9 protein-coding genes are annotated in these 14,853 nt (G+C 58.5%); 5 read left to right on the forward strand and 4 right to left on the reverse strand.

Annotation, left to right across the window (positions count from 1 at the left end):
• The first annotated feature begins 285 nt into the window (after positions 1-285).
• From NXS98_RS13965 to NXS98_RS13975, 3 genes are all read left to right on the forward strand, one after another.
• The gene (locus tag NXS98_RS13965) at positions 286-4,941 is read left to right on the forward strand and encodes an immunoglobulin domain-containing protein (RefSeq protein ID WP_283845633.1); all 4,656 of its coding nucleotides are present in this window, start codon (positions 286-288) and stop codon (positions 4,939-4,941) included.
• Between the two features lie 218 nt (positions 4,942-5,159).
• Positions 5,160-6,200, forward strand: a complete 1,041-nt coding sequence (asnA, locus tag NXS98_RS13970; RefSeq protein WP_283845634.1) for an aspartate--ammonia ligase — start codon at positions 5,160-5,162, stop codon at positions 6,198-6,200.
• Between the two features lie 152 nt (positions 6,201-6,352).
• On the forward strand, positions 6,353-7,162 hold the full coding sequence (locus NXS98_RS13975; protein WP_283845635.1) for an SDR family NAD(P)-dependent oxidoreductase: 810 nt from the start codon (positions 6,353-6,355) through the stop codon (positions 7,160-7,162).
• Positions 7,163-7,413: 251 nt separating this feature from the next.
• Here the strand turns inward: NXS98_RS13975 and NXS98_RS13980 are convergent, their stop codons facing one another.
• The 3 genes from NXS98_RS13980 to NXS98_RS13990 form a co-directional block, all read right to left on the reverse strand.
• A complete protein-coding gene (locus NXS98_RS13980) occupies positions 7,414-9,312 on the reverse strand; it encodes a tRNA uridine-5-carboxymethylaminomethyl modification enzyme MnmG/GidA (RefSeq protein ID WP_283845636.1) in 1,899 nt (632 codons plus the stop codon).
• Positions 9,313-9,920: 608 nt separating this feature from the next.
• Positions 9,921-10,424 carry a hypothetical protein gene (locus NXS98_RS13985; protein WP_283845637.1) on the reverse strand — a complete coding sequence of 168 codons (504 nt, stop codon included), beginning with the start codon at positions 10,422-10,424 and terminating at the stop codon, positions 9,921-9,923.
• A gap of 110 nt (positions 10,425-10,534) precedes the next feature.
• Entirely contained in the window at positions 10,535-11,353 is an 819-nt protein-coding gene (locus tag NXS98_RS13990; protein ID WP_283845638.1) for a TrmH family RNA methyltransferase, read from the reverse strand.
• Between the two features lie 205 nt (positions 11,354-11,558).
• Here NXS98_RS13990 and NXS98_RS13995 point away from each other — a divergent pair, with 205 nt between their 5' ends.
• Positions 11,559-12,083 (forward strand): glycine cleavage system transcriptional repressor, encoded by a 525-nt coding sequence (locus NXS98_RS13995; RefSeq protein WP_283845639.1) that lies wholly within the window; start codon positions 11,559-11,561, stop codon positions 12,081-12,083.
• A 62-nt stretch (positions 12,084-12,145) separates the two neighbouring features.
• Here the strand turns inward: NXS98_RS13995 and NXS98_RS14000 are convergent, their stop codons facing one another.
• Positions 12,146-12,898 (reverse strand): WecB/TagA/CpsF family glycosyltransferase, encoded by a 753-nt coding sequence (locus NXS98_RS14000; RefSeq protein WP_283845640.1) that lies wholly within the window; start codon positions 12,896-12,898, stop codon positions 12,146-12,148.
• 515 nt (positions 12,899-13,413) lie between these two features.
• Here NXS98_RS14000 and NXS98_RS14005 point away from each other — a divergent pair.
• On the forward strand, positions 13,414-14,802 hold the full coding sequence (locus NXS98_RS14005; RefSeq protein ID WP_283845641.1) for an alginate export family protein: 1,389 nt from the start codon (positions 13,414-13,416) through the stop codon (positions 14,800-14,802).
• Positions 14,803-14,853: the final 51 nt, after the last annotated feature.

The raw sequence follows: 14,853 nt of genomic DNA on the forward strand, positions 1-14,853 counted from the left end.
TCACAGGAAGAATAGCATAAACGCTCATTCAGAAACTAAAAAACAACGCTTATCACCCAAAAACTCAAACACGGAGCCAAGCGAAGGAAGGTTTCGGATGCTGGCCATTGGAGGCCATTGAGCTATGAGGGGCAGGTCCGTACAGACGGAGAAACATGGGTTTTTCTGGTGTTGACAGGCCAAACTCGTGGTTTTAAATAGGGGATTGTTCGTCAATAATGGTTTAGCCGTAATCCACATAAACAAGGACGGCAATTTTAAGGCCGGCTTAAAAAGACAATCCGTATGAAAAATTCCAATGCGTGGGGGATGGGAGTCATCATGCTCGTTTTCTTTTTCAGCTCGAACGCAAGGCCACAAACTCCTATTGCTGTGCCACTGCCCGGTAGTGTCATCATCAAAGCGGTGACGGATCACAGCCGCGACCGCGTTTACGCCTTAAACCGGGGTGCCGCAGGCAGCAATGGCAGTCTGTTGGCGTTGAACGCCACCAACGGCGCAATAGAGGGTGAAATCGCACTAAACGTCAGTCCCTCTGACATGTGCCTGGACTATCGGCACGATGCGGTCTATGTAGTGCACAACATGGGCCGAACTGTCGCCAAGGTTAATTTGAAAACGTTTTCCAAGGAATCGCAGCGTTCCTTCACCACCACCAACGCCCTCGATAACAGCAACCCGCTTTATGTAGCTGCTGGCCGCAGTAATTTCCTGTATCTGACGGACGGCGCTGGGGTACCGAACATCATCACCTTTGATTACGCAAATGGCACGACCTTAGCCACTACTGAAGCCGGAGCGGGTAACCTAGCTGTGACCCGCGATGGACGGTACTTGTACTATTGGTATCAGTATTTATGGTTTTTGGGATGGTACAACTCCAAGGTAGTGGTAATGGATGCCTGGACCAACGCGCATTTAACTGCATTGAGGGAATCGCCGGCTTACCTAAACATGGACTCACTTGATACGCCGTTGCTGCTGGATGCCAGCGAACGCCTGATTTTTGTCAAAACCCACGTGCTGCGGGCTGATAACCCCCAAGTCATCGTACAAGTCTTTGATGAAAACATCTATGCCATCTCGATGGATGGCCGTTATGCTTTTGGCCGCAGCAAAGTTTACAACGTTATGACGGGAAACGTGGTTACCAATTATCCCTTTGCCAGCAACGTCCAGGCGGTGTCAGACCGCCACAAGAAATTATTTCGATATCAGGCTGCCACAGAAACCATGTTCATTTATCCCCTTGGTTACCTGGGGGACGTCGCAGGAATTCAGCCCAAAGGAATTCCGGCTGATGGGGCAACGGTCAGTGCCGTGATGACCAACCTGAGTTGGACGGCCTATCCCCCTGCCCTGGCCTTCGATGTTTACTGGGGCACCAATGCCCAGGACGTGGCCCAGGCCGGCTTGAATTCCGCATGTTATTTGGGCCGCACCCAGGGTACGACCATGGGGCTGCCGGGAGCCCTTGCGCCCGGCCGCGACTATTACTGGCGTTTGGACGTGTTCACGCATACCTTCACCAACCGAGGCCCTGTATGGAGCTTTCATACCTTCGACCTTATGGTCCAACCCACTGAGTTGAACGAGTTGGCCTACAACCTTTCGATGCCTTTTACTCAGTCCGTGAGTGTTGAAGGCCAGGGCCAGTGGCAGGCATGGGTGCAGGACCCTTCCTGGGTGGCGCTGCCCATGAGCAATGGTACTGCGCCCGCCACCATTGCCATCGAATTTCGCCCAGGCAACCTGACTCCCGGCTCTTATACCAACGTGCTGTGGATTCAGCCGAATGGCTCACAACAGGCCATACCCCTCCAACTCACCATTGTGGCCATGAACATTTCGAAAATGACGGCGGATTACCAGCGGCCTTACATTTACGCTTTGTCGCCCCCTGAGGTTACCCAAGGGCAACCAGGGCGTTTGCTGTTTATTCGCACCGACAATGGCTTGGTGGAGCGGTCATTGCCCATCGGCTTGAACCCCGTGGACCTGACCATTAATTATGAAGAAGGGCGCCTGTATGTGGCTAATCATGGCTATGAGGCGGTGCAGGTGGTGGATTTGGAAACCCAGCAATTGCTGCAGCCGCTGGTGCTCAACACGGCCGATATTTACAGAATAAACGCAGGTCGGCGCGGCTATTTGGCGGTGGAAGGATATGATCAGTGGGTTCACCTTATTTTATACAACACCCAAACTGGAGAGGAGCGCTCCCGTCTATCGGTCGTCAGAGAAGGCGATGGCGAATTTGATGTGACAGGCAGGTATTATTATCATGAGGATAATAACATATCAATTCCGGCCATTACTATTTATGATACTCTTAATGACAGTTTTGAGAAAGTTGCGAGCTCCAGCACGTTCGCTTACGGTTCCCGCAATCTGGTCAGGAGTGCGGACGGCTCCCGCCTGGTCTGTGTAAGGATGCTGTTCACGAAAGACCTTCAAGTTTTGGCGCAATTACCCCAGGAAATCTACAGCCTTTCCACCAATGGCCGGGTGGCCTTTGGACAATCCAGTGCTTTTGATACAGAATTTCTAAGCGAAATCCACAACCTGCACGGCAATTCCACTGTTAGCATCGTAGATGGAGTAAATCAATATTATTGGTACTATGCCAGCGGGACTGTGGCTCGCATTCCCATGACGGAGATTTGCGCGCCCAAGATAACTCGCCAACCTACGAATTCCGCGATTCTTGAAGGCAGACCGGTTTATATTACCACCAGCGCCCAGGGTTTGCAGCCAATAACCTATCAATGGTACTTCGCCAACCAGCCCATGGCCTTGCAAACCAATGCCTTCTTATCCCTGCCCGCCATGCAGCCGGAACATACGGGCGACTATTATCTGGTGGTTTCCAATGCTTATGGAACCGTCACCAGTTCGGTGATTGAAGTCAAGCTGGTGCGAAGTCCCGCCATTTTGCAACAGCCTGCCAATACCAACCTTTACGCAGGAAGCACCTTGGTGCTTGGCCTCACCGCGGAAGGGACCCCGCCGATGACCTGCCAATGGTATTTGGGTGGCAGTGCGCTTGCGGGTGCCACCAACACCACGCTCATCATTTATAACATTCAAAATAACTCCCAAGGGTTCTATCAGGCCATATTGACCAATAGTTGGGGTTCAGTTACCAGCGCACCTGTATGGGTGCGCGTCCTGCCCAGCGCACCCATTATTGTACAACAGCCGTTATCTAGGAAGGAATATGTTGCCTTACCGATCAACTTGACAGTCGTTGCCCGGGGCAGCGAACCCATGGTTTATTATTGGTTTATAACCAACAGTTCCCCCTATGCTGTTTCGCAAAATTCCTTAACAATCATCCCCCAACTTCGCAATACCGGCCCCTATTTTGTAGTGGTTTCCAATGCTTTAGGAACAGTCACCAGCCAGGTGGCGAGTTTAACCGTGATTGGTTCGGCTCCTTTTATCCATCAGCAACCCACTGGCGGAGCAGTCATGCTTGGAGGAACTTGGACATTCAATGTGCAAGTCTCCGGCAGCCAACCGATCATGTATTATTGGTTCCAAAACGGCAATTTCTTGAGGACGACCTCTCAACCCAACCTGATGCTGTCACCGGTCGCGGTGAACGATGCCGGCGCCTATTACCTCGTCGCCTCGAATGCTGTCGGCAGGGCCACCAGTGCTGTGGCTGTGTTGGAAGTCCTTCAGCCGCCGCAATTGACAAGTACCCTGACCAACCAGCGGTTTGCTGAAGGGGATGACGTGATGATTGCACCGTCCGTGACGGGCACTCCGCCTGTTAATGCGGCCTGGTACTTTAATGAGGGGCAGCTTATCAGCACCAACCTGGTGTTGGTCATCACCAATATCCAACGCCATCAGGCCGGGTCATACCGGCTGGTTGTGGCCAACCCTTACGGCACCCTCGCCAATACCATCCGCCTGCATATTTTCCCGCCGCCCGGCAACATGGTGGCATGGGGAGATGCTAGTGGCCGGCAAGCACCTGCGCCACCGGGCCTGCATGACGTGGTAGCCGTGGCGGGCGGGGATTTTCATTCGGTGGCTTTGCGCTTTAATGGCCAGTTGGCGGCCTGGGGATATAATCATCAAGGACAGATCACAATGCCCAGCAATTTGCCGCCCCTTGTCGCCATTGCCGCAGGGGCCAATCATACCTTGGGGTTGTCGGAGGACGGCAAAGTTTTCGCTTGGGGCGCCAACTCCCATAGACAAACGAATGTGCCCGTCCAGGCATCCAGCAATGTCCTGGCCATTAGTGCCGGCAGCCTGCACAGCCTGGCCTTGTTGAGAAATGGCCGCGTGGTGGCTTGGGGAGATAACAGCTACGGCCAAACCAATGTTCCTGCCGTTTTAACCAATGTCCAGGCCATGGCTGCCGGAAGTTTTCACAACCTCGCCTTGCGATCCAATGGCACCGTCGTGGCTTGGGGGTATAATCATGGCGGTCAAACCAACGTCCCCGGCACGGCCACCAATGTCATCGCTCTGGCCGCCGGACTGGCCCATAGTGTTGCGCTGCTGGCCGATGGGCGCGTGCTTTGCTGGGGTGACAATGCCTATGGGCAATGCCAGCCGCCCGCCGATGCCACCAATCTCGTGGCCATCGCGGCTGGGATTTACCATACCTATGCTTTGCGCCGAGATGGACAGGTGTTCGCCTGGGGCGATAATAGCTTCGGCCAGCTTGATTTGCCCGAAGCCACTTGCACGAGCCGAGTTTTGGGAACGGGTTTTTATCATGGACTGGCGGTGGTACAACGCCCGTCACTGCGGCTGGCACCCGCTCCTGAGGGCCTCCGGATGGTGTGGGACGGCCCCGGCGTATTGCAATGGGCCACCTCGCCGGCGGGGCCTTTTTCGGATGTTGGCCGCGCCACCAATGAATGGGTGATTCCCATGAACCATCCGGCCGGATTTTTCCGCCTGCGCCGCTAATCGGACTTTTCTGCCCGGAGCGGCTGCCCTGCAACGCAGCCCGAGCGGCCTCTGGCAAGACTGGGCATGAAGGTAAAGGTTTTCGCCAGCAGGCCGGCAACTTCATGGTGAACGCGCTCATTATCCCGCGTTGATGGTTCAATTTTTGGCCATGGCAAGGCCGCGTTAAAAGGCTGGATTTGTGGGGGGGCGGAGCATTAGGATGGCTTTTCCAAAGCATGGCTTACACATTGTACCTACCCAAAAATTATCGGCCGGTGCTCAACGTCCGGCAAACGGAGCACGCCATCAAGGCGTTGAAGGATTTTTTTGAGCTGAGCCTGTCCACGGAGTTGAATCTGACACGGGTCACGGCGCCGTTGTTTGTGAAGTCGGGCACCGGCATCAATGATGATTTGAATGGGATTGAGAAGCCGGTCTCCTTCGCGGTCAAGGAGATGAATGGGGACCGGGCGGAGATTGTGCAATCCCTGGCCAAGTGGAAACGGATGATGCTGGCGGATTTGGGATTTCAGCCGGGGTACGGGCTGTACACCGATATGAACGCAATCCGGCCGGATGAAAAACTGGACAACACCCATTCGTTGTATGTGGACCAGTGGGATTGGGAGCGGGTCATCACCGACCGGGAAAGGAATGTGGAGTTTTTGCGGAAAGTGGTGGAAAAGATTTACCGGACGCTGAAGCGGGCGGAGCATTTTATTTTCGAGCATTATCCGGAGATCAGGCCGGAATTGCCGGAGGAAATCACCTTCATCCATGCGGAGGAGCTGCGGCAGCGTTATCCGCAACTGCCGCCGCGGGAGCGGGAAAATGCCCTGCTCAAAGAGGTGGGAGCGGCGTTCATCATCGGGATTGGGGGGCCGCTGGGGGATGGGAGCATCCATGACGGGCGCGCGCCGGATTATGATGACTGGATTACGCCGGGAGACCAGGGGAGACCAGGATTGAATGGGGATATTTTCGTTTGGCACCCGGTGTTGGAGTGTGCGTTTGAGCTATCGTCCATGGGCATAAGGGTCAGTCCTGCATCTTTAATGCAACAGCTCGAAATCCGCGGGTGTCTGGAGCGCCAAAACCTTTACTGGCATCGCCGTCTCCTCCGTGGCGAGCTGCCCTTGTCCATCGGGGGCGGCATCGGGCAGTCGCGGCTGTGCATGTATTTCCTGCGCAAGGCGCATGTGGGCGAGACTCAGGCGAGCTTGTGGCCGGAGGAAATGATGCAGGAATGCCGGAAGCATGGGATTGCGCTGTTATGACGAGGGCCGGGGTGCCAAGGCGTCCATCGGGGTGGCCAGGATGGTGGCGGTGGGCAAGTCGCATCCTTGAATTTCTTGGATAGACATTGATTTTGCTTATGTTAGTAATTAATGTTGTAAATTAGTTAAGAATAACTAATAACGTGGGTTATATGACATTGCAAAATAAAGTGGTGGTCATCACGGGGGCTTCAGCCGGTTTTGGACAGGCGGCGGCTCTGGCTTTTGGGAAGTTGGGGGCCAGGATTTTTTTGGGTGCCCGGCGCATTCAGAAGTTGGAGGAAACGGTGCGGCAGGCGTTGGGGTTGGGATGTCCGGAGGCGCAGGCGCATTTTTTGGATGTCACACGGACGGAGTCGGTGGAGGAATATGTGGGATGGTTGAAGCAGCGGGTGGAGAAGGTGGATGTTCTGGTCAACAATGCTGGCGGAGCAAAAGGTTTGGAGCCGGTGGCTGAGGGGAAGGATGAGGATTGGGAGTTCATGTTGCAGGCGAATGTGCTGGGATTGCTGCGGATGACGCGGGCGGTGTTGCCGTTGATGGTGAACAATCCGGGCAGCACCATAATCAATGTGGGTTCGGTGGCGGGGCATACGGCGTATGAGGGTGGGGCGGCTTATTGCGCGGCGAAGGCCGGGGAGGCGATGATTACCAAGGCGTTGCGGCTGGAGCTGTGCGGTACGGGGGTGCGGGTGTGTTCGGTGGACCCAGGACTGGCGGAGACGGAGTTTTCCCTGGTGCGATTCAAGGGGAATGCGGAGCGGGCCAGGAAAGTTTATGAGGGGATGACGCCTTTGTGCGCTGAGGATGTGGCGGAGGCGATGGTGTGGGTGGCGGCACGTCCGGCGCATGTGTGTGTAAATGAGCTGGTGATCACGCCGACGGATCAAGCGGCAATCCATAAGATTCATCGGCGCAAGGCAGATGGCCAGTCGGCAGGGAGTGGCGGAAGGGCGTTTTGAGGGGTGGTTTGTTCCACGTGGAACACAAAGGATGGGGCCGAGCTAAAATCCGCATGATTGGCCATTGGTTTTGTGCGGGCAGGTTTTTTTGCCCTCACCCCGGCCCTCACTGGGGGGAGGTGGAGCCGTGCTGCCAGTGTATGCAATGCAAACGCTTCCATCATCTTTACCCCACTGGAGCGGAATTGTCGGGGGTGTGGCGGCAATGAGGGGGTAGTGGTCCCCTTGCTCGCGTCGAGCAGAGGTACGGGTCAATGAGGAGTCGTGGTCCCCTGCCCTCGCTTCATCCAGACCAGGATGAGGCTGATGTCGGCAGGCGAGACACCGGAGATGCGGGCGGCCTGGCCTACGGTGACGGGGCGGATTTTGAGGAGTTTCTGGCGGGCTTCAGGTCGTAGGTTGGGGATGGTCTGGTAATCCAGCCAGGGGGGGATTTGTTTGTCTTCCAAGTTTTTGAACCGTTCGACTTCTGCTTCCTGGCGTTCGATGTAACCCTCGTACTTGATGGAAATTTCCACTTGATAGGCGACGTCCGGCGGGAGGGACTCGTCCTTGTGGGGCAGTTTGGCGTAGGTCATTTCCGGCCGTTTGAGAATCTGGGCGAGGGTGACGGAGCCTTGGCGGACGGAATTGAGGCGAAGCAGCTCTTTTTGGATGAGGTCACGTTTGGCGGCAAATCGGCGGTAATTGCGTTCGGGCAGAAGGCCGATTTGATAGGCCAGCTCGGAGAGGCGCAGGTCGGCGTTGTCCTGACGGAGGAGGAGGCGGTATTCGGCGCGTGAAGTGAACATGCGGTAAGGTTCGGGGGCGCCTTTGGTGATGAGGTCGTCAATCAGCACGCCGATGTAGGCTTCATTACGTTTGAGGATGATGGGGTCCCTGCCCTGCAATCGGCGGGCAGCATTGATGCCGGCCATGAGTCCCTGGGCGGCGGCTTCCTCGTAGCCGGAGGTGCCGTTAATCTGGCCGGCGAGATAGAGATTACGGCAAACCTTGGTCTCGAGCGAGGGATGAAGCTGCATGGGGTTGACGGCGTCGTATTCGACTGCGTAGGCAGGACGCATGATTTCGGCATTCTCACAGCCGACGATGGAGCGGACCATTTCAATTTGGACCTCGAAGGGCAGGCTGGTGGAGAAGCCGTTGACGTAGATTTCGTCGGTGGCAATGCCTTCAGGTTCGAGGAAAAGCTGCTGACGCTCCTTGTCTGGGAACTTGACGATTTTATCCTCGATGGAGGGGCAATAGCGAGGGCCGATGCCTTCGATGACGCCGGAGTAGAGGGGGGATTTGTGGAGGTTGGCGCGGATGATTTCAGCGGTGCGCGGGGTGGTATAGGTGATATAACAGGCCATTTGGCCGCCGTTGCGTTCAAGGATGGAGCCTGGTGGATAGCGATGGGAGCGGCTGGGGTGGTTTTCCGGGGTGAATTGTTCCACGTGGAACAAATCCTCGAGCCAGTAGGTGAAGTAGGGGACGGGTTCATCGCCGGGTTGGACGGTGGTTTTGGAAAAATCAATGGTGCGGCGATTGAGTCTGGGGGGAGTACCGGTTTTGAGGCGGCTTATTTCCATGCCCAGTTCTTTGAGAGAAGCGGTGAGGCCGACGGCGGCCGCTTCGCCCAGGCGGCCCCCGGAGAGTTTATTCATGCCGATGTGCATGAGGCCGCGGAGGAAGGTGCCGGTGGTGACGATGACGGCTTTGGCATGGTATTGGACGCCGAGCTCGGTTTCCACGCCGTGGACTGTGCCGTCGCGGATGAGGAGTTTCATTGCCTGGCCTTGCTTGCAATCGAGGCCTTCCTGGCGTTCGCAAAGCCATTTGAGGAAGAACTGGTAGGCTTTTTTATCGCATTGGGCGCGAGGGGCCCAGACGGAGGGGCCTTTTTTCGTATTCAACATGCGGAATTGGAGTCCGGTCATGTCGGTGGCGATGCCCATGGCACCGCCCATGGCATCAATTTCGCGGGCGAGGTGTCCTTTGGCCAGGCCGCCGATGGCTGGGTTGCAGGACATTTGGGCGATGGTGTCGAGATTGATGGTGAGGAGGAGGGTTTGGCAGCCCATGCGGGCGGAGGCAAGGGCGGCTTCGACGCCAGCATGACCGCCGCCGATGACGATGATATCGTAAGTTTTAGGATAAACGAACATTTAACAAGATGGGATAATAGATAGCATGAGGGGATGAGGATGGGTAGGGAAAAGTGGGATATGAAAATATAGTTAGGACTGACGTATTTTTAACAGAAGGGAACGAAGAAAACGAAGGGTGAAAATGCTCCTCACCCTGACCCTCTTTGACCTGCGGAATGCAGGCCAAATCCCGCATTGCGGGACGGGGACGCCTGCGAGAGGTGGATAGATGGGTAAGCTTAAGAATTGCCCGTTTTGCTATACTGTGAAGACCGCCCGACGTGGAGGGAGGGCTGCGCTGCGGGCCCCTCACCCTGACCCTCTCCCGAGGAGAGAGAAAAAAGGGGGGTGAGCGCGTGAAGGGGGGAGATCAATGACGGATAAACATGGCGGGACATGGCTTTTGAATAGTGGAACAATGATTGAAAACGCTCCTCACCCTGACGCCTTTGGCCTGCGGGACGCAGGCTGGCGCATGAATCGGTGGCGTCCGCCACCTATCTGACCCCTTTGGCCTGCGGGACGCAGGCCACACTCGCAGGCGGGACGCCTGCGCTACATGGAGCGACGCCTGCGCTACATGGGGCCTCTCTTTGAGGGAGAGGGGACGTTGCCAGAGAAGAGTATTAGGGGGGTGGCGGGGTGAGGGGAGGCTCTGGAGTTGGGGAGGGCAAAGGAGCGGGTGGCGGTTTGGGGGACCGAGGTTTGAGGCCGAGGATTTGGTCGAGCTGGTCCATCAAGATTTTGGCGGTTTCCTCCTCGTCGTAGGGTTCGGGGGGCGGGTCTTCGGGCGGTTTTTGGGCTTCCAGGCGTTGGCGGGCGAGTTCAATTTTCTGGCGCTCGAGTTCGAGGCGCTGGCGGGCGAGGTCAGCCTGGCGCCATTGGTGGAAGGCGTGTTGGGCGGCGGCGCGGTCTTGAGGGGAGGCGTGGGGGTTGGCGAGGGTCTGGAGGGATTGGGCGAGGATGAGGCGTTCGAGGGCGTTGGCGAGGGTGTGGGGGTCGAGGTTGGGGTCGGCGAGGAGTTGCTGGGCGAGGTCGGCGGCGGAGGCGGAGAGGACAGCGAGGGACGCGAGGGCGTCGGTGGCCGCAGGGTGCGGGTGGTCTTTTTGGGGCTGGCGTGGTTTAGCCATACGCGGGTGAGCATGGGGAGGCGGGCGGGCAAAGGGAGTGCTCCGGGAGCGGAAAAAGAGCAGGCCGCAAGGTATCCCGAAGGCGGGGATGAGCAAAGGGATGGGGTGGGTCAGCCCATGAGGCCGCGCTGGCGGGCGACTTCGTAGCAGAAGACGGCGGCGGCAGCGCCAACGTTGAGAGAGTCCACCTGAGGGGCCATGGGGATGGCCACCCATTCATCGCAGGCGTCCAGGACGGCGGGGGAAATGCCACTGCCTTCACTGCCGAAGACGAGGCAGCAATCGCTGGCGAGCTGGGCTTGGGGGAGGGTGCGTTTGTCGGTGTGAGGGTGAGCGGCGACGACGCGGACGCCACGGGATTTGAGGTAGCGGAGGCTGTGGGCAAGGCAGTAACATTCGACGACGGGGAGCCAGAAGATGTTGCCCATGGAGCTGCGGACGGCGCGGCGCATGTAAGGGCTGCTGGAGGTTTCGCCCTGGAGGAGAGCGTGGACGCCGAAGGCGGCGCAACTGCGGACCAGGGAGCCGAGATTTTCCGAGTTGTTAATGCCATCCACGGCGACAAGAAACCAGGGGCGGGGGGCGCGGTCGAGGGCTTCGGGCAGGGGGGTGGGAGCGGGGATTTGAGCGACGGCAAAGACGCCCTGGTACATGGAAAAACCGGTGAGGCGCTCGAGTTCCTCTTTTTCGGCGGTAAAAACTTCAATCCATTCGGGGCGGGCCTCGAGGCGGGGGCGGAGGATTTCGAGCCACCTGGGCGGCATGACGGCGGAGATGAGGGTGAAGGGGGTGTCGAGGAGGCGCTGGACGATTTTTTCACCTTCGGCGACGAAGATGCGTTGCTGGTGGTGATCGCGCTGAGCCTTCATGGTGCGGTAGGGGAGGAGCAGCGGATGCTCGAGCGTGGTCAATGGTTGTGCATGCAACATGAGAGCTATTGCAAGAGCAAGGGGGGCCGGGGCGCAATGAAAATTAGCAGGGGAGCGCGGCTTAAGCATTGCGCGATGGGATAAACTTGGAGCCGGGGCGCAATGAACATCTGCCGGGGAGCGGGGGCGGGCGGGGCGGGCGGGCCAGGAAGTTCCGGGGGATTTGGACTTGTGAGCGGGGCGGGGGCGGGACTAGTGTGAAGCCATGCAACGCACATTGGTGATGACCCTGATGGGGGCGGATCGTCCGGGCCTGGTGGAGCAGGTGGCGGCGCTGGTGGCGCAGCACGGCGGCAACTGGCTGGAGAGCCGCATGGCCCACCTGGGCGGGCAGTTTGCCGGCATCTTGCGGGTGGCCGCGCCGGTGGAGCAGGTGGCGGCGCTGGAGCAGGCGCTGCGCGGGTTGAGTCAGGCAGGGTTGCAGGTGGTGTTTCATGCGGAGCCGGACCTGGCTGCGGCGCCGGTGGCGGGGCGGCTGATGCGGCTGGAGCTGGTGGGGCATGACCGTCCGGGGATTGTGCGCGAGATTTCGCGGGTGCTGGCGGCCCACGGGGTGAATGTGGAGGAGCTGGAGACGGGTTGTGAAAGCGCGCCGATGTCCGGCGAGGTGCTGTTTCGGGCGCGGGCGCAGGTGAGTGTGCCGGCTTCGTGCGAGGTGGGGGCGCTGCGGGCGGCGCTGGAGAAGATTGCGGCGGATTTGATTGTGGATTTGGATTTGCGGGAGGTTTGAGGCGGGGCGGGAGCGGGCAGGAGGAAAACAGGGCGCCACAAAAGGGGTCAGGCCGCATCATTTCAAGCGGGGCGGCGCAGGCCGAGCGACTCGAGCAGGAGGTAGTAAACAAAGCGGGGGTTGTTTTTGAGGTAGCGCGGCCCCAGGCGGCGGGGTTCACGGCAGAGGCGGTACAGCCATTCGAGGCCGGCGCGTTGCATCCAGCGCGGGGCTTGTGGGACGCGGCCGGCGTGGAAGTCAAAGGCGGCGCCCACGCCAATCATCAGGGTGGTTTCCAACAAGTCAATGTGCGCGGCCATGAAACGTTCCTGTTTGGGGGTGCTGAGGCCAATCCACATGATGTCGGGCCGGGCGGCGGCGACTTGCCGGGCCAGGGCTGCCAACTCCTGCGCCGTCAAGGGGCGGAAAGGCGGCTCGTACGCGCCCACGATTTGGAGGCCGGGGAAACGCGCTTCCAGGCGCTGGCGCAGCAGGGTGGTCACTCCCGGGGCGCCGCCGTAGAAAAAATGGCGCAGGCCGGGCACGGCGAGCAGGTCCAGCATAAGGTCCGGGCCATAGACGCGGCGCACGTGGGGATGGCCGCGGCGGCGGCCGAGCCAGACCATGGGCATGCCGTCCGGGGTGCAGAGGAAGGCGCGATTGTGGATGTCGCGCAGGGCGGGGTCTTCCTGGGATTCCATGACACCATGAACGCCGGTGACGCAGACGTAGCCTTTGCGGCGGGAGGCGACGGCCTCGAGGATGGCCTGGCGCGCCAGCGCGGGATTCAAGGCGCTGAGTTGGACGCCGAGCACGTTGTAGCGGGCAATATCCATGCGGCGCAATTTACTGGAAGCCAAAACTAACGAGCCACGGCGGGTGGGACAAGGGAAATGACCGCGGGGGTGGGCGGGTGGGGAAGGGCCATGGCGAAGGCGGGGCGGTGGCGCGGCGGGGCGGCCGCTGAACACAAAAGATAATTCAATATATAATTATAGCTTATTATATATTTCTAATACACTAATTCAGTAAATATAATAGCCTTTATTCAAAACTAAAAATAATGATTGTCATGCCGATAGGTTTTGTTACAGGTTATGAATATGCCCGTTATTGCTGCGTTCTGCCGGTCTGGGCTGGGCCAGGCTCAGGACGCGGTCCGTGCGGCAGGGCGGGCGACAAACCATACATAAGTCTCGATTATGCTGGTGTCACACGACGGGATGCGGCCGGGAGAAAGGCGTTTTGTGCGTGTTCCCTGCTCCGGGAGGGACAGGCAGGCGACGCCGGGCTTTGCGGGCGCGCCGGAGCGGGTGGCGGCCGGCGAGCAACCAACCCTAAAACCAACTCCATGAACGCCAAAATCACCCTCTTGAGCGCGACGCTGATGGTCTTGAGCGCGGCGGGGCTGCAGGCTGCGCCGGCGGCGGCGGCGGCGGAACCCAACTGGCTGGATAAAATCAAGAAACCTGCTCCGTGGATTACGTGGGGCGGTGACCTGCGCTTTCGCAATGAGTATTTTGACAACGGGCTGACGCTTAATCCCTACGCCCGCCTGCATGAGCAGGATTATTTCCGTTTTCGCGGGCGGTTGTGGACGGCAATTACGCCGGTGAAGGATTTGTCGTTGAATGTGCGGCTGACGTCGGAGCCGCGCTACTGGGTGAAGGACGCGGGATATGGGGCCATTCGCGGGCGGCACGGGGTGGACTGGCAGGAGGGAATCATTGATAACCTGTACCTCAAGTGGGCCAACATGTTTGAGCAGCCGCTCACGCTGGCGGTGGGGCGGCAGGATTTGCGTTTCGGCAACGGGTGGCTGGTGATGGACGGGACGCCCAATGACGGCTCGCGGACGTTCTTTTTGGACGCGGCGCGGCTGACATGGGACATCAAGGACCACCAGACGACGGTGGACATGGCGTACATTGAGATGTCGGCGTGGACGGATGAGTGGCTGCCGACGCTCAACAATCACCACAAGACGCTGACGGACCAGGACGAGCGCGGGGCGATTTTGTACATTGCCAACAAGAGCGTGAAGGAGCTGAACGTGGATGTCTATTTCATGTACAAGAAGGACCACGACATCGCGACGGCGTTTGGCAACACAGGCGAGCTGTACACGCCGGGGCTGCGGTTGTCGGGCACGCTGGGCGAGCACTGGGCCTACAGCGCGGAGGGGGCGCTGCAATGGGGCAAGCGGACGGAGCCGCGGCTGGGGGGCAATGAGAACAATGTGATGGCGTACGGGTTCAACAGCCGTTTTTCCTATTTGTTCAAGGACAAGCTGAGCAATGTGCTGAGTTTGGACTATGAGTATTTGTCGGGCGACAATCCGGGGACGGCGCGGATTGAGTCGTTTGATGTGTTGTGGGCGCGGTGGCCGCGGTGGAGCGAGCTGTACATTTATGACTACGCGGCGGAGTGGCGCATTGCGCAGTTGGGGAATCTGCACCGGTTTGGGCCGGGGTGGACGCTGAAGCCGATCAAGGGGATGGATTTCCTGTTGAATTACAATTTGTTGTATGCGGACCGGCCGGCGCCGGCGTTGTCGGCCGCGCCGGTGTTCACACGCAACGGACATTTCCGGGGCCATTATTTGCAGGCGGTGGTGAAGTATCAGTTCAACAAGTATCTCTCGGGGCATCTGTGGGGCGAGGTGGTCTTCCCGGGTAATTTTTACACCTACCAGCAACCGCACACGTGGTTGCGCGGGGAGCTGATGCTCACTTTCTAGGCGCTGCGGCGCCCTGCGGGCCGGCCGGGTTGCGCGGCCGAGGCCCGTTTC

This window comes from Fontisphaera persica, assembly GCF_024832785.1.
GTDB lineage: Bacteria > Verrucomicrobiota > Verrucomicrobiia > Limisphaerales > Fontisphaeraceae > Fontisphaera > Fontisphaera persica.

What these genes read in the sequence shown, in the direction of transcription:
- NXS98_RS13965 (WP_283845633.1), top strand. Translation starts at nt 286, where the DNA reads ATGAAAAATTCCAATGCGTGGGGGATGGGAGTCATCATGCTCGTTTTC.
- asnA (WP_283845634.1), top strand. Translation starts at nt 5,160, where the DNA reads ATGGCTTACACATTGTACCTACCCAAAAATTATCGGCCGGTGCTCAAC.
- NXS98_RS13975 (WP_283845635.1), top strand. Translation starts at nt 6,353, where the DNA reads ATGACATTGCAAAATAAAGTGGTGGTCATCACGGGGGCTTCAGCCGGT.
- NXS98_RS13980 (WP_283845636.1), bottom strand. Translation starts at nt 9,312, where the DNA reads ATGTTCGTTTATCCTAAAACTTACGATATCATCGTCATCGGCGGCGGT.
- NXS98_RS13985 (WP_283845637.1), bottom strand. Translation starts at nt 10,424, where the DNA reads ATGGCTAAACCACGCCAGCCCCAAAAAGACCACCCGCACCCTGCGGCC.
- NXS98_RS13990 (WP_283845638.1), bottom strand. Translation starts at nt 11,353, where the DNA reads ATGTTGCATGCACAACCATTGACCACGCTCGAGCATCCGCTGCTCCTC.
- NXS98_RS13995 (WP_283845639.1), top strand. Translation starts at nt 11,559, where the DNA reads ATGCAACGCACATTGGTGATGACCCTGATGGGGGCGGATCGTCCGGGC.
- NXS98_RS14000 (WP_283845640.1), bottom strand. Translation starts at nt 12,898, where the DNA reads ATGGATATTGCCCGCTACAACGTGCTCGGCGTCCAACTCAGCGCCTTG.
- NXS98_RS14005 (WP_283845641.1), top strand. Translation starts at nt 13,414, where the DNA reads ATGAACGCCAAAATCACCCTCTTGAGCGCGACGCTGATGGTCTTGAGC.